The following is a 20,575-nucleotide window of genomic DNA, read 5'->3' as shown; positions in this document are numbered from 1 at the left end:
GCACCCTGGCGGTGGTCCGTCCGGGCCGGCCGGTACGGGTCAGCGTCCCGGTCCGGGTCCGGGCCGGGGGCCCGGACACGGTGACCGTGTCCGTGACCTCGACCTTCCTCGACCCGGACCAGCGCGACAACAGGGACTCCTTCCGGCTCGCGTCAGGGTGACGCGGTCCCGTCCAGGTTCGCGGCCAGCAGCTCCAGCAGGGGTTCGCGGCGGCGGCAGTTCTCCAGCGCGAACGAATCGGCCAGTGCGATGAGCTCGCTGTCGTCGAGGCCCCTGAACAACTCGGCGTACTCGGGCAGCAGCGCCTGGGCGATGAGGATGTGCCGGATCAGGTCGTCGGTCTGGTAGCGGGCCCCCCACGGGTACGGGTCCCAGGTGGGGAACTCGGTCTCCATCAGCGTGTGCAGCGGGGCGAGCACCTCGGCGCACTCCTCCATGGTGGAGCCCCACCGGTCCGCGCCCAGGCGGCGCTTCTTGTCGATGAACGGGCCGAACCTCTCCAGGTACGGCCCGCCGGCGCACACCAGCCCCTGCAGGCCGACGTCCTTGTACGTCCACAGGGACCAGCCGGCCTGGTGCCGGTCGTAGATGTCCAGCTGGTCGCGGAGGATCTGGTAGCGCTCCCCGTCCCGTTCCGGGTCGCCGGTGTAGACGGGGCCGAACTCGCCGACCCACAGCGGGGTGCCGGTCTCGCGCTGGAACCGCGACCGTTCCTCGAACGTGCGCTCCAGCTCGTCCCGGTCACACCAGCGGCCCTGGGTGTAGCCGGGGTAGCCGCCGCCGTGGGCGAACCCGGCCAGGGCGTAGTCGTGACAGACGAACACCGTGTTCTCGTACACCTCCCGGAAGATCGAGAAGTCGGTCGAGTAGGTGTTGCCGTCCAGGAACAGCACGTGCCGGGGGTCGGCCGCGCGCACCGCCTTGACCAGCCGGTCGTAGAACGGGCCGACGACCTTGCCGCTCGGGTCGCCCGGCTCGTTGACCGGGTTGTAGCCGGCCACCCACGGGTTGTCCCGGTAGTGGTCGGCGAGGGCCTCCCACAGGTGCACCACCCGGTCCTGGAAGTGCCGGTGCTGCCAGAAGGCCGCCACGTGCGTCGGGTTGTCGGAGTGCCAGTGCTGGTTCTGCGAGCCGGGCAGCGCGTGCAGGTCGATCACGCTGTAGACGCCGTGCCGGCCGAGCAGGTCGATCACCCGGTCCAGGTGGGTGAAACCGCACTCCGTGATCTCGAACGGCCGGTCGTCGGACTCGAAGTGCCGGTAGCCGACCGGGATGCGGACGCAGTTCACGCCCAGCCCGGCCAGCAGCGCCGCGTCCTGCTCGGTGAAGAAGGAGGAGAGCAGCCGGTCGAAGAAGAGCGCGGCCCGCTCCTCGCCCAGCACCTGGCCCACCGCCGCGCGCATCGCCGCCTCGTTGGCCGGATAGCCGGTGATGAAGTTCTCCAGGTTCATCCAGCCGCCCAATCCGACGCCGCGCAGGCGTACGGGCTGGTCGTCGGCCGTGCGGAGCTGAGCTCCGGAGACGTGCAGCATGGTCACCCTTTCGTCGCGCCGGCTGTGAGACCACCGATCAGGTGGCGTTCCGCTATGGCGTAGAACCCCAGCGCGGGCAGCATGGCCAGCACGAGGTAGGCGAGCACCCGCGCGGTGTCCGTGCTGTACTGGCCCTGGAACTGCTGGATGCCGAGCGGGAGCGTCCAGCTCAGCTCCTCGCTGAAGACGACCAGCGGGAGCATGAAGTTGTTCCAGCTCCCCACGATCGCCAGCACCGACACGGTGGCGATCGCCGGGCGGGCCATCGGCAGCAGGATCCGCCAGAAGAAGCCGAACGCCGAGCAGCCGTCGATGGTGGCGGCCTCCTCGATCTCGCCCGGGATGCTCCTGAAGAACTGGCGCAGGATGATGATCGTCAGCGGCAGCCCGAACGCGGCCTGCACGAGGATCACGCCCATCGGGTTGTCCAGCAGGTTCAGGGTGCGCAGCATCACGAAGATGGGCAGGATCGCGACCGCGAACGGGAACATCAGGCCCGCGGTGAAGAGCGTGAACAGCGCTTCCCTGCCCCGGAAGGCGAAGCGGGCGAAGACGAACGCGGCCAGCGCCGACAGCGCGACCACCAGGACGGTGGTGGCGATGGCGATGAACGTGCTGTTCCAGACCTGACGCCAGAAGGACCCCGTGGTCAGCACCTCGGTGTAGTTGCCCGGCTCCCAGGGGCTGGGCAGGCCGAACGGGTTCACCGAGAGCTGCTGGGTGCTCTTGAAGCCGCCGAGCAGCGCGTACACCACGGGGATGAGGATGAACGCGCCGACGATCCAGGCGATCACGTGCAGAGGCAGGGTGGTGCGCCTCATCGCTTCCCTCCCATGGCGGTGGTCGCGCCCTCCAGGTCACGTCGCATGACCAGGCGCTGGTATCCCAGGGCGAAGATCAGGCTGAGCCCGAACATCACCACGCTGATGGCGCTGGCGTAACCGACCTGGGAGCGTTCGAAGCCGAGCGTGAACATGGTCACGGCCAGGGTCTCCGACGCGTGCGCCGGCCCGCCCTCGGTGAGGATCCAGACCAGGTCGAAGAGCTGGATGGTGTAGATGACGGAGAGGAACACGCTGATCCTGATCGTGGGTCCGAGCAGGGGCAGCGTGACGTACCGGAAGACCTTCCAGCCGGCCGCCCCGTCGATCTTCGCGGCCTCGATCAGCTCGTTCGGGATGTTCTGCCGGCCGGCCAGGTAGATCATCATGTGGAAGCCGAAGTACTTCCAGGTCATGACCAGGAAGAGCGACCACAGGGCGCTGTCGGGGTCCGACAGCCACTCCGACTCCAGCCCCAGCGGGCCCAGGATCCGGTTGGCGATGCCGTTCTCCGGCGACAGGATCAGCGAGAACAGCACGCCGGTGATGACCTCGGACAGCACGTACGGCGCGAAGAACACCAGCCTGTAGAAAGCCCGCCCCCGGATGCGCTGGTGCAGCAGCATCGCGATGCCCAGCGCGAACGGGAGCTGGATCAGCAGGGTGGCCGTGATCACCAGCAGCAGGTTCGTCAGGTCGGTGTAGAAGATGTCGCTGCTGAAGAGCCTGGTGAAGTTGTCGAAGCCGATGAAGTTCGTGGGCAGGCCGCCGAAGCCGTTCCACCGGAACGCGCTGGCGTACATCGCCACCAGGATCGGGGCCACCACCAGCAGCAGGAAGAGCGCCAGGGCCGGCAGCAGGAACAAGGTGATCGTCAGCAGGTTCCTGGGCCTGCCGGGCCTGCGGCGACGGTGGGGCCCGGCCGGAAGCGTCTCCGCCTCCGGCCGGCGGGTCACGGTCGTCATTCGCTCTCGCTCTTCGCCACTTCGGTGATGTCCTGCGCCGCCTGCTCGGGAGTCTTGGCGCCGGCGATCAGCTCGGCCACGCTGTCGTTGACCTCGGAGCCGACGGCGGGCGGGTACGCCTGGTCCAGGTAGAGCTGGAAGCCGGTGGCGTTGGCCAGCGAGTCGGCGACGATCTTGAGGTTCTCGTCCTTGACCGCGCTCTCCTCGCCCTTGAGCACCGGCAGGACGCCGCCGGCCTCGACGGTCTTGGTGTGGTTCTCGGTGTTGGTGAGGAACTTGACCAGGTCGAGGGCCTCCTTCGGGGCGTCGGCGCCCACGGCCATGCCCCCGCCGCCGCCGAACGCCTCGGTGATGACGCCCTTGCCGCCCTCGACCTCCGGGAACGGGAAGAAGCCGAGGTCCTTGCCGAGGCCCTTGCCTGAGTCGTTCTGCACCGCCGGAGCCCACTGGCCCATCAGCTCCATCGCGGCCTTGCCGTTGGAGACGCTGGCGGACTGGCCGTCAGGGGTCGAGTAGCCGGCCCCGAGGAAGCCCCGCTGGAACGGCTGCAGGTCGACCAGTGCCTTGAGCTGCCGTCCCGCCTCGATGAACTCGGGCTTGGTGAAGTCGTGGTCGACGCCGGCCTGGTGCATCGCCTGCAGTCCGGCGATGCGCATGGACAGGTAGGCCCAGTAGTAGTGGCCCGGCCACTTCTCCTTGCCGGCCAGCGCGATGGGGGTGATGCCGGCGGTCTTGAGCTTCTTGACCGTGTCGAGGAAGCCGCTCCAGGTCTTCGGCGGCTCGGTGACGCCGGCCTTCTCGAAGTGCTTCTTGTTGTACCAGAAGCCGACCATGCCGATGTCCGTCGGCAGCGCGTACGTCTTGCCGTCGAACTGGTACGCGGCCAGCGCCGCCGTGGTGAAGGTGCCGAGCTCCGACGCGACGTCGGCGCTGATGTCCTTGACCAGGCCCGCGTCGATCTGCTGCTTCAGCACGCCGCCGCCCCAGGTGGCGAAGACGTGGGGGGCCTTGCCCGACTGGGTGAGCGTGGTCAGCTTGGACTTGTACGCCTCGTTCTCCAGGACCGTCATCTTGACGGTCACGTGCGGGTTCGCGGCCTGGAACTCCTTGGCCCGGGTCTCCCAGATGGTCTTCAAGGGGTCGGACGTGGACAGGTGCCACCATTCGAGCGTGACCTTGCCGGGCGAGCCACCGTCGCCGGGCTCCGTCGTGGCGGTCTGTCCGCCTCCGCAACCGGCTACCAGAACGGCCGCAGCGATCAACGCGCAGGTTCGCTTCATAGGGGTTCCCTCCTCGGCTGGCGAAAGTTTCGTGAACCCCCCGATATTTTCGTCCACCGGAGCATAGGTACTTGTCACGCGAGGCGTCAATAGCTCTGACAGTCGCGATCCGATCACCCCCGCTTATCCGGACTCCGAAAGTTTCGGATAAACTCCGGATCATGTCTGGGAAGAGGAGGGTGACGATCGCCCTCATAGCCGAGGAAGCCGGGGTGTCGATCCCCACGGTGTCCAAGGTGATCAACGGTCGGCCGGAGGTCGCCCCGGCGACCCGCCATCGCGTCGAGCGGCTGCTGCACAAGCACGGCTACCAGCGGCGCATCAGCCAGGACGAGACCCCGGCCGGACTGGTCGACCTCGTCTTCACCGAGATGGAGTCGCCCTGGGCGATGGAGATCGTGCGCGGGGCCGAGAGCGCCGCCCACGAGGCCGGGGCCAGCGTCGTCATCACCGTCCTGCACACCCACGCGGGACCCGGTCGCGACTGGCTCGAACGGCTCGCCGGCCGCCGCACCGACGGCGTGGTCATCGTCGCCTCCAAGCTGTCGGTCGGCGTCCAGGACCAGTTGAGCGCCCGCTCGCTGCCGTTCGTCGTGGTGGACCCCGAGGGTGAGCCCGCCCCCGGAGTCGTCTCCGTCGGCGCCACCAACTGGAACGGCGGCCTGGCCGCCACCCGCCACCTGCTGGAGCTCGGCCACCGCCGGATCGGCATGATCAGCGGCCCCGCCGACATGCTGTGCAGCCAGGCCCGCATCGACGGCTACCGCGCCGCCCTGGAGACCGCGGGCGTGCCCATGGCCCCCGAGCTGATCCGGCGCGGCACGTTCATGGTCGACTCCGGCCACGACCACGGCCACGCGCTGCTCTCCCTCGACGACCCGCCGACGGCGATCTTCGCGGGCAGCGACATGCAGGCGTTCGGCGTCTTCGAGGCGGCCCGCCAGCGCGGCCTGCGGGTCCCCGAGGACCTCAGCGTCGTCGGCTTCGACGACATCCCGCTGGCCAAGTCTGCCTGGCCGCCGCTGACCACCGTGCGCCAGCCGCTGCAGGAGATGGCCGCGCTCGCCACCCGCACCGTGCTGGCCATGCGGCGCGGCGAGGCGCCCGAGGCCCGCCGGGTCGAGCTGGCCACGGACCTGATCGTGCGCGAGAGCACCACCGCGCAGCCCGCCTGACCTCGCGTTTCGGCCCTGCCGGCGGGGGCAGCGGCAGGGCCATGATGCGCAGACTCGTGAACGGGGCCCTCAGCGGCGCGGTCGCCACCGTGACGATGAGCGCCGTCATGGTGGCCGGCCAGAAGGCCGGCCTCATGCCCGCCCAGCCGCCCAAGCACATCGTCCGCGGCCTGCTCCCGGGCGGCAAGCGCCGCCCCAAGCCCGGCGAGGGCGTGCTCGGCGCGCTGGCCCACCTCGGCTTCGGCGTCACCTCCGGCACCGCCTTCGCCCTGCTGTCGCGCGAGCCGGACCGCCGCGTGTCGCTCGGCGTCGCCTACGCGCTGCTCATCTGGGTGGTCAGCTATCAGGGCTGGGTGCCGCGCATGAGCCTGCTCCCGCCGATCGTGCGCGACCATCCCGGCCGCCCCGCCGTGATGGCCGCCGGCCACGTCGTGTACGGGACCACGCTCGCCGCCCTGCTCAACCGCCTCGAACCCGGCGGCTGGTCACTCGATCAGAAGGAGTCCCAGGGCGCGGCCTCGTAGCAGCCGGTCACCTCGGCCATCAGCGCCTCGTCCACCTTGAGCCGGTGGCCGTCGACCCGGTCCACGGCCACCACGCCCCACGAGTTGGCCAGGAACACGACGGGAAAGCCGGGCAGGTCGGCCACCCGCAGCACCCGCCGCTCGCCCGGCACCCCCGCCCGCGCCAGCTCGGACTCCAGCACCCGCATGGTGACGCCGTGCAGCATCGGCGCGTCCGGCCAGACCATCCGGTCGCCGTCGAAGCAGCCCAGGTTCGTGATCGCCCCCTCGGAGATCACCCCGTCCTCCGACGTCAGCAGCGCCTCGTCGTACCCCTCCAGCTCGGCGAGCCTGCCCAGATAGCCCTGCGGGAAGCCGCCGGTGTGCTTGATGTGCGGCAGGAACCGCTGGTAGGGGACGGACCTGAGGCTTTTCGGGGTGGCCGCGAGGCGCACCGGCGGGCCGGACACCGCGATCACCCGCACCCCGCCCGCGTCGCACACGTACACCCGCACGCTCGCGTCCACCGCACCCAGCTCCCGGACCGAGCGCAGCACCAGGTCCAGGTCGAGCTCCTGACCGAACAGCTCGCGGGTGGCGGCGGTCAGCCGTTCCAGGTGCCACCGCAGCCCGCGCACCCTGCCGCCGCGCAGCTGCATCGCCGTGAAGTGGCCGTACCGCGCCGACACGGCGAGCGCCACGTCGCCGGCCTCCGCCGCCCGCCCGTCGATCACCGCGTCCATCAGGCCCCCGCTCCCCTCGTTCCGTGCCCCTCGTTCCGTGCGGCTCGTTCCGTGCCGCTCGGACGATTATCCACAAACCGGTCGCCGGGGCCGCGCTGAAACGTTCAGACCCCCGCCGTCGAAATCTCACCGGCCGGAGCGGCGCCCACGGCCCCCCGCGAGGCTCGTAGGGTCGTGACCCATGACGACGGAGTTGGACGGGCTGGCCGAGCGGCTGCGGGCCTTCGCGGAGGTCCGCGAGTGGGAACGGTTCCACACGCCGAAGAACCTGGCGATGGCGCTGGCGGGCGAGGTCGGTGAGCTGGTGGCCGAACTCCAGTGGCTCACCCCCGACGAGTCCCGCAGCCCCGACCCCGAGACCCTGTCCCGGATCACGGCCGAGCTGGGCGACGTCACCGCCTACCTGGTCCGGCTCGCCGACGTCCTCGGCGTCGACCTGGTCGCCGCGGCGCACGCCAAGCTGGACGTCGGCGAACGCCGCTACGACCCCGTCCGCTACCGAGGCTCCTCCAGGAAGGCCCCCCACCTCCCGCGACCCCCCGAAGCCGGGGGACGCTGACCCGGAAACGGTCGGAGGCGTCGCCTATGGTGGCGGGCATGCGTTTCGGAGTGCTGGGCCCGCTCGCCGTGTGGACCGACGGCGGCGAGCTCGTGAGCGTGCCGGGGCTCAAGGTGCGCGCGCTCCTGGCCGACCTGCTCGCGGCGGAGGGCCGCCCGGTCTCGGGCGACCGCCTGGTGTTCGACCTGTGGGGCGACGAGCCGCCGGGCAACCCTGTGGGCGCGCTCCAGGTGCGGATCTCCCAGCTGCGCAAGGCGCTGGAGGACGCCGAGCCCGGCGGCAAGGGCCTGGTCGTCTCCAAGGCTCCCGGCTACCAACTGGCCGCGGCCGACGTGGACGCCGCGCGCTTCGCCCGCCTGCTGTCCCAGGCCGAGGCGGCCGACGACCCGCGCACCCGCGCCGGCCTGCTCGCCGACGCGCTCAGCCTGTGGCGGGGCCCTGCGTACGCGGACTTCGCGGACGAGGAGTTCGCCAGGGCCGCCGCCGTACGGCTGGAGGAGCAGCGGCTGAGCGCGCTGGAGCTGCGCGCGGAGGCCCGGCTGGAGCTGGGCGAGCACGGGCTGCTGGTGGCCGAGCTGGGCGACCTGGTGGCCCGCCACCCGCTGCGGGAGCGGCTGCGCGCCGCCCACCTGCGCGCCCTCTACCGGGCGGGCCGGCAGAGCGAGGCGCTGGCCGGCTACGCGGAGCTGCGCGAGCGGCTGGCCGAGGAGCTCGGCCTCGACCCGAGCCCCGAGCTGGCGGCCCTGCACCAGGCGATACTCAACCAGGACCCGGCGCTGAGCGGCCCCGCCCGGCGCCCGGCGACCAACCTGCCCGCCTCCCTGAGCAGACTCATCGGCCGGGGCGAGGCGCTGGCCGAGGTGTGCGCGCTGGTGCGGGAGGAACGGCTGGTCACGCTCACCGGCACCGGCGGGGTCGGCAAGACCCGGCTGGCGCTGGAGGTGGCGGGCGAGCTGACGGAGGAGTTCCCCGACGGAGTGTGGCTCGTGGAGCTGGCCCCGCTCGACCGGCGGACCGCGGCGCTGCCCGAGGCCGTCATGGCGGTCCTCGACCTCCGGCAGGACGACGCCGCCGCGCCCGCCGACCGGCTGGCCGACGCCCTGCGGTCCCGCCGCACCCTGCTCGTGCTGGACAACTGCGAGCACGTCGTGGAGCAGGTCGCCGAGCTGGCCGCGCGGCTGCTGCGCGCCGCCCCCGGGCTGCGCGTCCTGGCCACCGGCAGGGAGCCGCTGGCGGTGGACGGCGAGGTGCTGTGGGCGGTGCCGCCGCTCGACCTGCCGGGCAGCACCGACCTGGCGGTCATGGCCAGATCCGACGCGGTGCGGCTGTTCGTGGCGCGGGCGGCGGCCTCGGAGCGCGGGTTCGCCCTCAACGCGGGCAACGCGCAGGCGGTGGCGCAGCTCTGCCGCCGGCTCGACGGCATCCCGCTGGCGCTGGAGCTGGCCGCCACCCGGGTGCGGGCGCTCGGCGTGCAGGGCGTGGTGGACCGGCTCGACGACCGGTTCCGGCTGCTGGCGACGGGCCGGCGCGGCGCGCCCGCCCGTCAGCGGACCCTCATGGCGGTGATCGACTGGAGCTGGGAGCTGCTCACCGAGCCCGAGCGGGCGGTGCTGCGGCGGCTGGCCGTGCACGCCGACGGTTGCACGCTGGAGGCCGCCGAGACGATGACCCCCGAGCACGACGTGCTCGCCGTGCTGGCCCGGCTGGTGGACCGCTCGCTGGTGGTGGTCGTGGACGGCGCGGCGGGCGTGCGCTACCGGCTGCTGGAGTCGGTGGCCGAATACTGCCTGGACCGCCTCGCCGACGTGGGCGAGTCCGACGCGGTACGGGCCGCGCACGCGCGCTGCTACCTGGCCCTCGCCGAACAGGCCGAGCCTCACCTGTACGGGCACGAGCAGCGGGTCTGGCTGCAACGGCTGGACGCCGAGAGCGCCAACCTGCGCGCCGCCCTCGACACGGCCGTCCAACAGGGGGCGGCGGACGTCGCGCTGCGGCTGGTCAACGCCCTGGCCTGGTACTGGTTCCTGCGCGGCCGCCTGGCCGAAGCCCGCCGCGCCCTGGAAACAGCCCTGACCGCGGCCTCCGGACCGGTTTCTGGATCGGTCTCGGGATCGGCCTCGGGATCGGGCTCCGGGTCGGCCTCGGGATCGGGCTCCGGACTGGCTTTGGGGTTGGTCCCCGGACTGGCATCAGGACCGGTCTTCGGAGTGGGCGCCGGGTCGGCTGAGGTGGCGGCGGCCCGGGCGGCCGGGTGGCTGGCCGGGTTCACCATGCTGCTCGGCGAAGAGGTCGACCACGAGCCGGTGCTCGCCCGGATCCAGGACCCCGCCGCCCGGGCCAGGGCCACCCTCTTCGTCGGCATGGTCGTGCTCGACCTGCCGACGGGCGAGAGGCTCATCGCCACGGCGCTGGAGGCGTGCCGCGCCGCCGGTGACCGGTGGGGCGTCGCCGCCGCGCTCAGCAAGCAGGCCAGGTCCGCCTTCGCCCGCAGCGACCTGGAGACGCTCAAGGAGATCGGTGAGGAGAGCGCCCGGCTGTTCCGGGAGCTCGGCGACCGGTGGGGCCTGCTCCAGGCCACCGAATGGCTCGCCGGACTGGCCCAGACGCTCGCCGACGGTGAGCGCGCCAAGGAGCTGTTCGCCGAGGGCCTGGGCCTGGCCGCGGAGCTGGGGCTCTGGCCCGAGGTGGTCCGCCGCACCTCGTGGCTGGGCTGGGTGGCCATGTACGAGGGCGACCACGCGCGCGCGATGGAGCTGTGCGGCGAGGCCATGCGGCTGGCCGTCTCCCACGGCTACCGCGAGGGCCGGATGATGTCGGAGATGGGCCTGGCCTGCGCCGCCCAGAAGGCCGGCGAGCTCGACCTGGCCGAGAAGCACCTGCTCAACCTGCTCGACGGCGTCCCGCGCGGCCCCGGCGTCGAGCCCGCCCTGCACCTGCCGACCACCTTGGCCGCGCTCGGCTACGTCACCGAGCAGCGCGGCGACTGGGCCGCCGCGCTGGAGTTGCACCGGGAGGCGTACGACGCGTGCCGCAAGCTGGGCGACCCGCGCACCAGCGCGTTCACCGTGGAGGCCATGGCCAGCGCGCTGGCCGCCGGCGGCTCCCACCTGGCGGCGTCCCGCCTGCTCGGCGTCGCCGCGTCGGCCCGCGCCCGGCACCAGACCCCCGCCGTGCCCTCCGAGCAGGAGGAGGTCGTCCGCGTCACCGTCGCGTGCCGGGAGGCGCTGGGCGAGCCGGAGTTCGCGGCCGCGTACGAGCAAGGGAGCAAGCTGGAGCTGGACGACGCCCCCGCGGCCGCGTACGAGCAAGGGAGCGAGCTGGAGCTGGACGACGCGCCCGCGGCGCTCTGACCTCACCCCGAAAGCAGCTCCCCGAGCCGGTCGAAGAACTCCATCCAGCCCCGCCTGGACTCCTCGCAGGCGTCGGCCCCGTGCTCGCGGAAGGTCATCACGGTCCTGCCCCCGTCGTCCGCCAGCTCGACCGTCACCACCGAGGCCGGTCCCGGCCCGTCCGGGTCGCCGGTGGTGAAGACGAGCCGCTCCGGCGGCGTCACCTCCCGGTAGACGCCGTCGAAGGTCACCTCGAAGCCCTCCTCGGCCGTCAGCGTCACCCGCCACGTGCCGCCCGGCCTGGCGTCCAGGACCATCCGGTCCACCGGCGCGCCGGTGAACCGCGGCCCGAACCACCGGGCGAACCGCGCCGGCATGATCCAGGCCGCGAACACCTGCTCGCGCGGGGCGTCGAACAACCGGATGATCTCGTACCAGCCGGTCCGCGCCATCGTGGCCTCCTTCGCTCGATGCAGGCCACGATGACCGCAGGGGCTTACGATCCCCTTCACCGGTCCTTACGGCTAGGCTGCGCGGGTGGACAGCGCAGAACTCAAGGAACGCGTACGCGAGCTGAGGGCCGAGGGCCGCTCGCCCAAGGAGATCGCCCGCGCGCTCAAGGTGCCCCCGTCGGCCGTGGCCCCGCTGGTGCGCGCCATCGCCGCCGAGGACGCCGCGGCGGGCGGCGGCGGGCGCGAGCCGGAGCTGGCCGGCTGCTGGATCAGCGTCGGCTGGAGCAACGGCCTCGGCGTCGACCCGGCCCGCGGCTGGGCCGACGAGGCCCCCGACGCCGACGGCGGCATGGTGTCGGTGCTGGTGGCCAGGCGCCACACGTGGGACAGGATGACGGTCGCCGGCTACCTGGCCGACGTCTACTGCACCGGCGTCAAGAACGTCATCGGCCCCGACGTGCTCGACGAGCGGGAGCTGCGGCGGTTTCGGGAGTACTTCTTCAGCGACTACAAGGGCTTCCAGGAGGCGCCGATCGAGCTGGCCCGCCACCTCGTGTTCGGCGCCGACGACTACGCCCGGTCGCTGGGCATCGGGTCGCACGAGGAGTTCGAGCAGGTCTCGCCACTGCTGGGCGCGTGGGAGGGGCCGGCGGCGATCACCTTCGGCCGGGGCGGCAGGCCCTACTACGTGCCGGGGCCGCACGACGACCCGCCCAAGGTGATCCGCATCCTGCGCAGGAAGCTCTCGTACGACGAGTTCGACTACGACATCTAGCCCCATCTAGCCCCGCTCGCCGGCGCACCTCCCCCGTGCCTGGCACCGCGCCGCGCCCGGGACGTACGCTCACCGCAGGTGAGACGGAGGAGCACGACATGGCCGAGTCACGCGAGCACAGGTTCGCCGGCACACGAGGTGAGATCGTCCTGCGTGAGTGGCCGCGCGAGCGGCCCCGCTACGTCGCCGTTCTCGTCCACGGCTACGGTGAGCACATCGGCCGGTACGAGCACGTCGCCGACGCCCTGGTGCGCCACGGCGCCGCCGTCTACGGCCCGGACCACCGGGGGCACGGCAGGTCGCAGGGCGAGCGCGTGCTGATCGACGACTTCGAGGACGTGGTCACCGACGTCCACACGGTGGACGAGCGCGCCCGCGCCGACCATCCCGGCGTGCCCGTCGTGCTGATCGGCCACTCCATGGGGGGCCTGATCGCCGCCCGCTACGCGCAGCGGTACGGCGACAGCCTGGCCGCGCTGGTGCTCTCCGGGCCGGTCATCGGCTCCTGGGAGGTCATCCCGCACCTGCTCGCGCTCGACCCGATCCCGGAGGTCCCGATCGACCCGGCCACGCTCTCCCGCGACCCCGCCGTAGGCGCCGCCTACGCCGAGGACCCGCTGGTGTGGCACGGCGCGTTCAAGCGGCCCACGCTGGAGGCGCTCGCCACCGCCATCGAGGCCATCGCCAAGGGCGGCGCGTTCGGCCCGGTGCCCACGCTCTGGATCCACGGCTCCGACGACCGGCTCGTCCCGCTGTCGGGCACCCGGTCCGGCATCGAGGCGGTCAAGGGCCCCGACTTCACCGAGATCATCTATCCGGAGGCCCGCCACGAGGTGTTCAACGAGACGAACAAGGGGGAGGTGCTGGCGGACGTGACGGCGTTCGTCGACCGTGCCCTCCCCTCACCTCCCGCGTAGCAGCCGCCTCGGGCCTCGACGTGCTCCTCACGCCACGCGCAGCCAGACGTGGCCCGAGCCGCGGGTCCTGGACAGCTCCACCTTCCAGCAGCCGGGCGTGGGGAACACCCACCCGGTGCCCCACTCGTGGCCGGGCCGCCGCCAGTTGGACCCGCCGTGCTCCTCCATCCAGACGAGCTTGGCCCGCTTCCCGCCCGGTCCCGTGGCCGAGACCTTGAGCGGGCCGTCACCGGTCATCCGCCACACGATCTTCACCTCGGCCCCCGCCTCGAACGGCGCCTCGGCGAACGGCAACCCCCACAGCTCGGCGTCCCGCGACGTGCCGCGCACCTCTCGGAACCCGTCGTCCGAGGTGAGCAACTCGGTCCCACGGCACGTCTCCCCGGTTTTCACGGCCCGAGGGCTCGCCGACACCGGCCCGTCCGTGCTCGTGGCACCGGTCCGGGGCGCCTCGGCCGTGCTCGTGGCACCCGCCGAAGGCACCTGCCCCGTGCCCGCGGGACTGCTGCGCGGCACCCCGTCCGGACTGGCGGGACTCGCGGGCGACGCCTCGCCCGAGGTCACCGGCCTCGTCCCCGCCGCCTCGCCCGCACCCGGGCTCACCGCGCACCCACCGGCGAGCCCTGCAGCCACCGCGATCACCGACACCCGTACCCACGCCCGCACCGGCGCCCCCTTCCGTCGTCACCGTCCACCTCTCACTACAGGCGCACGGGCGGAAAGGTTCCTACGACGTCGGGAGCGACATCTCCTCCGCAGGCCGCCCGCGATGACTTCCGGCCGGAGCGCGGGTCTGTAAGCGTGACCGTCCGTACGACACCTGCGGAGACACCATGACGATCACACCCGGCCGCCCGCCCGTCGTCGATGAGGCCACCTGGCAGGCGGCCCGCGACGAGCTGTTGCGCCGTGAGAAGGCCCACACCCGCGAGGGCGACGCCATCGCCGCGGCCCGCCGCAGGCTGCCGATGGTGGAGTTCGACGCGACGGTGGAGGTCACCGGACCGGATGGGCCGGTCCCGTTCCTGGACCTGTTCCAGGGGCGCGACGAGCTCGTGGTCTACAAGCACATGTGGTACGACGGCGCGCCCCACCAGGGGCAGTGCGAGGGCTGCACCTCCACCGTGTGGCACCTGAAGGACGCCGTGTACCTCAACGCCCGCGGCGTGTCGTTCGCCGTCGTGACCACCGGCCCGTGGGAGGAGGTGGCCCCCTACCTGGCGTTCATGGGCTACACCCAGCCGTGGTACTCGGTGCGCGGGGTTGACGGGCCGGCCGGCGGCGAGATGGGGTACCTCGCCTGCTACCTGCGCGAGGGCGAGCGCGCCTTCCTCACCTACGCCACGACGGGCCGCGGCAACGAGCGGGTCAACGGGTCCATGGGCCTGCTCGACCTGACCCCGTACGGGCGCGGCGAGACGTGGGAGGAGCAGCCCGAGGGCCGGCCCGAGGGACGCCCGGCCAGCTGGTCCTGGCGTTCGGACGCCGACGGGAACGTCGGCTGGGGCCAGAACACCCGCCCCGTGCCGCAGTGGACCCGCCCCGGCGCCACCCCGGTGGACACCCTCGGCCGGCGCGGCCACCACCACTGACGCGACCGCGCCCGCGCCTCGGGGGCGTCGCGGGCGTCCGCGTCAGGACTCGGCCAGCGCGGCGAGGACCTGCTCGCCGTACTTGGCCAGCTTGTTCTCGCCGACGCCGCTCACCGTGCCCAGCTCCTCCAGCGACGACGGCCCGAGCGTCGCGATCTCCCTCAGCGTCGCGTCGTGGAAGATGACGTACGCCGGAACCCCCTGCTCCTTGGCCATGGCCGCCCGCCACGCCCGCAGCCGCTCGAACACCGGAGCGGCCTCGGCGGGCAGCTCGGCCGCCTGGCGGGACTTCGGCGTCGCGGCCGGCTTGGCGGCGCGGCGGGGGTCGCGGCGCAGGCGGACCTCGCGATGGCCGCGCAGCACGTCCGCGCTGGCCTCCGTGAGCACGAGGGCGCCGTAGTTGGGCTCGACCGCGAGCAGTCCCTGCGCCAGGAGCTGGCGGGCCACGCCGTGCCACTCGGCGTTGCCCAGCTCGGTGCCGACGCCGAACACGGTCAGCGAGTCGTGGCCGTGCTGCAGCACCTTGGCCGTCGTCTTGCCGAGCAGGATGTCGACGATCTGCCCCACGCCGAACTTCTGCCCCCGCTCGCGGGCCAGCCGCAGCACCGTGGACAGCATCTTCTGGGCCGGGACGGTGCCGTCCCAGGACTCGGGCGGGCTCTGGCAGGTGTCGCAGTTGCCGCAGGGGCCGCTGTCCGGCTGGCCGAAGTAGTCGAGCAGCATGGCCCGCCGGCACGTCACGGTCTCGCAGAGGGCGAGCATCGCGTCGAGGTGGAGGGCCTGGCGGCGGCGGTGCTGCTCGTCGCCTTCGAGGGCCATCCGCCGGTGCTGGACGACGTCCTGCAGCCCGTACGCCATCCACGCGGTGGCGGGCAGCCCGTCGCGCCCGGCCCGCCCGGTCTCCTGGTAGTAGCCCTCGACGGACTTGGGCAGGTCGAGGTGGGCCACGAAACGCACGTCGGGCTTGTCGATGCCCATGCCGAAGGCGATCGTCGCCACCACGACGAGCCCGTCCTCGCGCAGGAAGCGGGCCTGGTGGTGGGCGCGGGTGCGGGCGTCGAGGCCGGCGTGGTAGGGGAGCGCGGGGATGCCGTTCTCGACCAGGAAGGCGGCGATCTTCTCGGCGGACGAGCGCGACAGGCAGTAGACGATGCCGGAGTCGCCGGGATGCTCGGCGCGCAGGAAGTCGAGGAGTTGGCGCTTGGGCTCGCTCTTGGCGGTGATCCGGTAGTGGATGTTGGGGCGGTCGAAGCCGGCCACGAAGTGGCGGGCCTCGCGCAGGCCGAGGCGCTCGGCGATCTCGGCGTGGGTGGCCGGGGTGGCGGTGGCGGTCAGCGCGATGCGCGGCACCTCGGGCCAGTGGGCGCGCAGCTCCGACAGCGCCAGGTAGTCGGGCCGGAAGTCGTGGCCCCACTGGGAGACGCAGTGGGCCTCGTCGATGGCGAACAGCGCGATGTCGCCCTTCTTCAGCAGCCGCACCGTCGACTCCAGCCGCAGCCGCTCGGGCGCGAGGTAGAGCAGGTCGAGCTCGCCCGCGAGGAACTCGGCCTCCACGAGCTGCCGCTGGTCGAGGTCCTGCGTCGAGTTGAGGAACCCGGCGCGCACCCCCAGCGCGGTGAGCGCGTCCACCTGGTCCTGCATGAGCGCGATCAGCGGCGAGATCACCACGCCCACGCCCGGCCGGACGAGGGCCGGGATCTGGTAGCACAGGGACTTGCCGCCGCCGGTCGGCATGAGCACGAGCGCGTCGCCGCCGCCCGCCACATGCTCGATGATCTCCTGCTGTCCCGGCCGGAACGTGTCGTAGCCGAACACGCGGTGCAGGACCTCGGTGGCTGTATTCATGCGGCTACCTTACGTGTTCGGGATCGCTCTGGAGCCGGGTTCGCCCACGGCGATCGTAGCCGCTGCGTATGGTCCCCCCATGACCCTTTCGTACGTGGTGACCGGTGGAGGCAGAGGCATCGGGCGGGCGATCGTCGAACGCCTGCTGGGAGACGGGCACACGGTCGTGGCCGTCGAGCGCGACCCGGAGGCGCTGGACTGGGCGGGCGAACGGGTGGTCCCGGTGATCGGCGACGCGGCGGACGAGGCCGTCGCCGGCCGCGCCGCGGACCTGGCCGAGCAGGCCGGCCCGCTGTCTGGATGGGTCAACAACGCCGCAGTCTTCCGCGACGCCTCCGTGCACACCACGCCCGTCGAGGAGGTGCGCCGCCTCATCGCGGCCAACCTGGACCTGGCGGTCGTGGGCTGCGCGGTCGCCGTGCGCCGCTTCCTGGCCGCCGGCACCGGGGGAGCGGTGGTCAACATCACCTCTCACCAGGCCCGCCGCGCGGTGCCCGGCAGCCTGCCGTACGCCACGGCCAAGGCGGGCATCGAGGGCCTGACCAGGGCGCTGGCCGTCGAGTACGGCAGGCACGGGATCCGGGTCAACGCCGTGGCGCCGGGCTCGGTGGTGACGGAGCGGTACGAGAGCTTCCTGGCGGGCCAGGAGCCGGAGACGGCGGCCGCGATCGAGCGGGAGATGGCCCGGCTGCACCCGCTCGGCCGGGTGGCCGCGGCCGGCGAGGTGGCCGCCGCCGTCGCGTACCTGCTCTCGCCGGAGGCGTCCTTCGTCAACGGGGTGACGCTGCCCGTCGACGGCGGCCGCTCGGTGCTCGGACTGGATCCCGAAGCACGTGAATGAACTCCGCCCCGGCGGCAGCTGACCGCCGTTCACCGTACTGAAGGCCCCCTCCCCGGGTAGCGGGCTGAGGAGGCTTAGGCGCGTGCGGGCTGCCGGAGCGGTGGTGAGGGCATATGGCTCTGTCGGAGCGGGAGCGTCGCATCCTCGAGGAGATCGAGGACGAGCTGCGACGCGACGACCCGGAGCTGGCCGAGCGGGTCACGCGGCTCGGCGAGCGCGAGGAGGACCGCCGGCCGGTGTTCACCCGGTGGTGGTTCATCGCCCTGGCCGTCCTCGTCACCGTGGCCCTACTGGTCCTGGCGGTCGCGTCCGCGTGAGCGCCGGCTCCTGATGACCAGCAGGTCGACGGCGGCGATGACCGCCACGGCCGCCGCGATCGCCGCCTCCCAGGCCCACACCGCCTCGCCCGTGCTCATCGCCCGGGCCGCGAAGAATACCGTCGCCGCCACGGCCAGCACGATCGCGGCCAGCGACAGGATGCGCCGCAGGCCGTACGGGCTGCGCGCGGTCACCGGTTCGGTGCCCGCGCGGTTGCGCAGCCACATGGGGTCACACTCCTTTCGGACGAGGCTCAGGCCAGGCACCGCAGCGCCGACACGAGCCGCGGGCTGACCCCCTGCCCCTCCGGCAGCCGGCCCACCGTGGCCTCGACGAACTGGGGATAGGACAGGGTGGCCTCGGCGTCGCCGAAGTGCACCCAGATCTCGTCGGACGTCTGCTCGATCTGGACCCTCGTGTCCTGCTCGGCCAGCGCGAAGCGGCCGACGGCGATCCGCCAGAACGTCCGGGCGTCCTCCTCGTCCGGGCGGACGGGCGCGCCCACGTCGTCGGCGTGCGTGGCGTACTCGGAGGCGTAGTGGAAGGTCTGCTTGCCCACCGGGTACGGACCGGCCATGGTCTCCAGGAGGGCGTCGCGGCCGAGCGCGCGCATGCGGCGGCGGGTGTCGCCGTTCTTGTCGCGCCACTCCTTCAGCACGTCCTCGACGGGCAGGCCGCGCCGCTGGCGGACGCACCACTCGTTGAACTCGTTGTAGCCGGCGATGCCCTCGGACTCCATCAGCCGCCGCAGGTCGTCCATGGTGCCGTCGAGACAGGCCTGGTTGTAGAGCTCCTCCCCGGCCAGGTGGCCGAGCACGTCGCGCACGGTCCACCCGGCGGCCCTGGACGGGCGCCGCCACCCCTCCTCGTCCAGGCCGGCGAAGAACCAGTCGAGCCTGGACGCCTCGGCGTCGAAGATGTCGAACGGGTCGTACTCGCGGAGCAGATCTTCTGGCATATCGGGACGCTACCCCCAGGATCGGGGATCTCACCGCAGGTCCCGGGCATGGAGAAGGCCCGGCCGGAGCCCCGGCCGGGCCTTCGCTCAGTGGTGGTGCTTACCGGTGCCAGCCGTACACGCGCACGTAGTCGCTACGGCTCGTGGCGTCGTCGAGCTTCCGGTCGCCCTTGAAGACGGCCTTGTAGCTGCCGCTCTTGTAGGCGCGCTCCTTGGCGTAGAACTTGCCCCACCGGTCGGTGCGGTCGGAGTCGATCCACTTCCAGGCGCTGGAGCCGCTGGCGCGGAAGTAGATGTGGACCTTCTCGTTACGGGCGTTGCGCCAGTCGTCGCTCCGCTCGTACTGCAGGCGACCGGAGAAGTAGACGGACTTGCCCTTGCGGACCTTCGACGGCGAGGCGTCGAAGCTCAGCCGGGTGTCGGCCTTGCTCCAGCCCTTGCGGACGTCGACGTAGAAGTACGACGTGTCGTGGGCGACCCGCTTGCCGTCCTTGTTGAAGGCGACGGCGATGGCGCGCCACTTGCCCTCGGGGTCGTGCGAGGTGAACGGAACCGAGAAGCGCCAGTTCTCCAGCGGCTTGACTTCCTTGGCCCGCATGGTCCGGAGGTCGCTGCTGGCGGGCTCGACGCTGAGCTCCACCTTCTCGACATCCGAGCTGGCGCCGACCTTGAAGTTGGCGACGGTCTCGGTGTTGCCCCTGACGACGACAGGGTTCGGCGACACGTCGAGGATCTCGACGGTGGGCGCCTTGGTGGCGGCGACGGCGCCGCCGCCGGTCATCAGCATGGTCCCGCCCGCGACGGCCGAGACGAGGCCTACGGCGATCTTACGCATGAGGGTGCTTCTCCCCGTAGTTCTTGCGGCATCGACCCGGATTGGCCGGTGCCTTTTATCAGTTAGATCCACCATAAGGGGAAAAGGTTCGGCAAAGTTACGGAAAATCTTTGATCACGGTGTTCACCAGGACTGATGGAGACAAATCCGTTTTGAGGTGACCTGACCGGCTAGAGTCCTGCCATGATCGACGTCTACACTCTCGGCGAAGCGCTGGGCGTCGTCTCCAGCGGCCGGGTCCGCCACGAGAGCGAGGCCAGGCTGGACCTGAGCGGGCCGGAGTTCACGCTGGCCGTGGCGCTGGCCCGGCTCGGCCACCGGTGCGCCTATCTGGGCAAGGTCGGCTCCGACGAACTGGGCGCCCGGGTGCTGACGACGCTGCGCGGCGAGGGCGTGGACGTGGCCGACACGCGTGTCACCGACGGGGTGCCGACCGGCCTGCTGCTGCGGGAGGCACGGGTGGGCCGCGAACCGCTGATCACCCACTACCGCGCGGGCTCGGCGGGCTCCACGCTGTCCCCGGGCACCGTGCCGATCGACCGGATCGGCGCCGCCCGGATGCTGCACGTCACCGGCGTCACCGCCGCACTCGGCCGGGACCCGCACGACGCCGTGCTGGCGGCCGTGAGCGCGGCCAAGAGCGCCGAGGTGCCGATCTCGTTCGCCGTGGAGTACCGCCCCGAGCTGTGGGCGTCGGTGCGTGACGCGGAGCAGGTGCTCTCCGAGCTGGCCTGCCAGTCGCACCTGCTGTTCGTCCGCCAGGACGAGCTGGACCTCGTCAAGCCCGCCCTCACCCCCGAACGCGAGGTCGTGGTCACCCGGGGCGCCAAGGGCGCGAGCGTGCGGGCCGACCGGATGCGCCACGACGTCCCCGGCCCGCAGGCGCCGGTGGTCGACACCGGCGGGGCCGGGGACGCGTTCGTGGCCGGTTACCTCAGCGCCGCCCTGGACGGGCTGACCCCGCCGGAGCGCCTGGAGCGCGGGACACGGCTGAGCGCCGCCGCGCTCTCGTGCGCCAGCGACTGGCAGGGCCTGCCCACCAGGGACGAACTGCAGCCGCTCAGTTCTCGATGGTCAGGGTGAACGTCGAGGCCGGGCGCGGGCCGCGGCACGTCGCCGGGCCCTCCAGGAGTTA

21 protein-coding genes are annotated in these 20,575 nt (G+C 72.2%); 10 read left to right on the top strand and 11 right to left on the bottom strand.

Features of this window, described 5'->3' with window-relative positions; genetic code table 11:
* Positions 1-152: 152 nt before the first annotated feature.
* The 4 genes from OUY22_RS27140 to OUY22_RS27125 are packed head-to-tail and all read right to left on the bottom strand — an operon-like array spanning position 153 to position 4,598.
* Positions 153-1,532, bottom strand: a complete 1,380-nt coding sequence (locus OUY22_RS27140; RefSeq protein WP_270158012.1) for a glycoside hydrolase family 5 protein — start codon at positions 1,530-1,532, stop codon at positions 153-155.
* A 2-nt stretch (positions 1,533-1,534) separates the two neighbouring features.
* The gene (locus tag OUY22_RS27135; RefSeq protein ID WP_270158011.1) at positions 1,535-2,353 is read right to left on the bottom strand and encodes a carbohydrate ABC transporter permease; all 819 of its coding nucleotides are present in this window, start codon (positions 2,351-2,353) and stop codon (positions 1,535-1,537) included.
* Complete coding sequence (locus OUY22_RS27130; protein ID WP_270158010.1) at positions 2,350-3,318, bottom strand: carbohydrate ABC transporter permease; 969 nt, start codon at positions 3,316-3,318, stop codon at positions 2,350-2,352. The genes OUY22_RS27135 and OUY22_RS27130 overlap by 4 nt, the downstream gene beginning before the upstream one ends.
* Positions 3,315-4,598 carry an extracellular solute-binding protein gene (locus OUY22_RS27125; protein ID WP_270158009.1) on the bottom strand — a complete coding sequence of 428 codons (1,284 nt, stop codon included), beginning with the start codon at positions 4,596-4,598 and terminating at the stop codon, positions 3,315-3,317. Before OUY22_RS27125 ends, OUY22_RS27130 begins: the two co-directional genes overlap by 4 nt.
* A gap of 161 nt (positions 4,599-4,759) precedes the next feature.
* On the opposite strand from OUY22_RS27125, the gene OUY22_RS27120 reads away from it, so the two are divergent.
* On the top strand, positions 4,760-5,773 hold the full coding sequence (locus tag OUY22_RS27120) for a LacI family DNA-binding transcriptional regulator (protein ID WP_270158008.1): 1,014 nt from the start codon (positions 4,760-4,762) through the stop codon (positions 5,771-5,773).
* A 56-nt stretch (positions 5,774-5,829) separates the two neighbouring features.
* Positions 5,830-6,297: a DUF6789 family protein gene (locus OUY22_RS27115; RefSeq protein WP_270158007.1), complete on the top strand. Its 468-nt coding sequence runs from the start codon at positions 5,830-5,832 to the stop codon at positions 6,295-6,297.
* On the opposite strand, the gene OUY22_RS27110 is transcribed toward OUY22_RS27115, so the two are convergent.
* Complete coding sequence (locus tag OUY22_RS27110; RefSeq protein ID WP_270158006.1) at positions 6,267-7,019, bottom strand: aminotransferase class IV; 753 nt, start codon at positions 7,017-7,019, stop codon at positions 6,267-6,269. The two genes, OUY22_RS27115 and OUY22_RS27110, sit on opposite strands and share 31 nt — an antisense overlap.
* Before the next feature lie 181 nt (positions 7,020-7,200).
* Here OUY22_RS27110 and OUY22_RS27105 point away from each other — a divergent pair, with 181 nt between their 5' ends.
* Together OUY22_RS27105 and OUY22_RS27100 are read left to right on the top strand one after the other, a co-directional pair.
* Entirely contained in the window at positions 7,201-7,578 is a 378-nt protein-coding gene (locus OUY22_RS27105) for a nucleotide pyrophosphohydrolase (protein WP_270158005.1), read from the top strand.
* 38 nt (positions 7,579-7,616) lie between these two features.
* Positions 7,617-10,928, top strand: a complete 3,312-nt coding sequence (locus tag OUY22_RS27100; protein ID WP_270158004.1) for a BTAD domain-containing putative transcriptional regulator — start codon at positions 7,617-7,619, stop codon at positions 10,926-10,928.
* 2 nt (positions 10,929-10,930) lie between these two features.
* Here the strand turns inward: OUY22_RS27100 and OUY22_RS27095 are convergent, their stop codons facing one another.
* Positions 10,931-11,359, bottom strand: a complete 429-nt coding sequence (locus tag OUY22_RS27095) for an SRPBCC family protein (protein ID WP_270158003.1) — start codon at positions 11,357-11,359, stop codon at positions 10,931-10,933.
* 85 nt (positions 11,360-11,444) lie between these two features.
* Here OUY22_RS27095 and OUY22_RS27090 point away from each other — a divergent pair, with 85 nt between their 5' ends.
* Together OUY22_RS27090 and OUY22_RS27085 are read left to right on the top strand one after the other, a co-directional pair.
* Positions 11,445-12,134 (top strand): helix-turn-helix domain-containing protein, encoded by a 690-nt coding sequence (locus tag OUY22_RS27090; protein WP_270158002.1) that lies wholly within the window; start codon positions 11,445-11,447, stop codon positions 12,132-12,134.
* 98 nt (positions 12,135-12,232) lie between these two features.
* Complete coding sequence (locus OUY22_RS27085; RefSeq protein ID WP_270158001.1) at positions 12,233-13,051, top strand: alpha/beta hydrolase; 819 nt, start codon at positions 12,233-12,235, stop codon at positions 13,049-13,051.
* A 27-nt stretch (positions 13,052-13,078) separates the two neighbouring features.
* On the opposite strand, the gene OUY22_RS27080 is transcribed toward OUY22_RS27085, so the two are convergent.
* Positions 13,079-13,411: a hypothetical protein gene (locus tag OUY22_RS27080; protein ID WP_270158000.1), complete on the bottom strand. Its 333-nt coding sequence runs from the start codon at positions 13,409-13,411 to the stop codon at positions 13,079-13,081.
* Between the two features lie 473 nt (positions 13,412-13,884).
* Between OUY22_RS27080 and OUY22_RS27075 the strand changes: the two genes are divergently transcribed.
* Complete coding sequence (locus OUY22_RS27075) at positions 13,885-14,643, top strand: DUF899 family protein (protein ID WP_270157999.1); 759 nt, start codon at positions 13,885-13,887, stop codon at positions 14,641-14,643.
* Positions 14,644-14,685: 42 nt separating this feature from the next.
* On the opposite strand, the gene recQ is transcribed toward OUY22_RS27075, so the two are convergent.
* On the bottom strand, positions 14,686-16,488 hold the full coding sequence (recQ, locus tag OUY22_RS27070) for a DNA helicase RecQ (RefSeq protein WP_270157998.1): 1,803 nt from the start codon (positions 16,486-16,488) through the stop codon (positions 14,686-14,688).
* 79 nt (positions 16,489-16,567) lie between these two features.
* On the opposite strand from recQ, the gene OUY22_RS27065 reads away from it, so the two are divergent.
* On the top strand, positions 16,568-17,329 hold the full coding sequence (locus tag OUY22_RS27065) for an SDR family NAD(P)-dependent oxidoreductase (protein WP_270157997.1): 762 nt from the start codon (positions 16,568-16,570) through the stop codon (positions 17,327-17,329).
* 113 nt (positions 17,330-17,442) lie between these two features.
* Positions 17,443-17,646 carry a DUF3040 domain-containing protein gene (locus tag OUY22_RS27060; protein ID WP_270157996.1) on the top strand — a complete coding sequence of 68 codons (204 nt, stop codon included), beginning with the start codon at positions 17,443-17,445 and terminating at the stop codon, positions 17,644-17,646.
* Here the strand turns inward: OUY22_RS27060 and OUY22_RS27055 are convergent.
* The 3 genes from OUY22_RS27055 to OUY22_RS27045 all read right to left on the bottom strand — a co-directional run bounded on the left by OUY22_RS27055 (position 17,617) and on the right by OUY22_RS27045 (position 19,440).
* Positions 17,617-17,874 (bottom strand): DUF6343 family protein, encoded by a 258-nt coding sequence (locus OUY22_RS27055; RefSeq protein WP_270157995.1) that lies wholly within the window; start codon positions 17,872-17,874, stop codon positions 17,617-17,619. The two genes, OUY22_RS27060 and OUY22_RS27055, sit on opposite strands and share 30 nt — an antisense overlap.
* A gap of 26 nt (positions 17,875-17,900) precedes the next feature.
* Entirely contained in the window at positions 17,901-18,605 is a 705-nt protein-coding gene (locus OUY22_RS27050) for a maleylpyruvate isomerase family mycothiol-dependent enzyme (protein ID WP_270157994.1), read from the bottom strand.
* A gap of 100 nt (positions 18,606-18,705) precedes the next feature.
* Positions 18,706-19,440: a hypothetical protein gene (locus OUY22_RS27045; RefSeq protein WP_270157993.1), complete on the bottom strand. Its 735-nt coding sequence runs from the start codon at positions 19,438-19,440 to the stop codon at positions 18,706-18,708.
* 183 nt (positions 19,441-19,623) lie between these two features.
* Between OUY22_RS27045 and OUY22_RS27040 the strand changes: the two genes are divergently transcribed.
* A complete protein-coding gene (locus tag OUY22_RS27040) occupies positions 19,624-20,523 on the top strand; it encodes a sugar kinase (protein ID WP_270157992.1) in 900 nt (299 codons plus the stop codon).
* Positions 20,524-20,575: the final 52 nt, after the last annotated feature.

The sequence above is a fragment of the Nonomuraea corallina genome (assembly GCF_027620315.1).
Taxonomy (GTDB): domain Bacteria; phylum Actinomycetota; class Actinomycetes; order Streptosporangiales; family Streptosporangiaceae; genus Nonomuraea; species Nonomuraea corallina.
The sequence above is the reverse complement of the archived record's forward strand: the minus strand, read 5'-3'. Positions and strand labels throughout refer to the sequence as shown.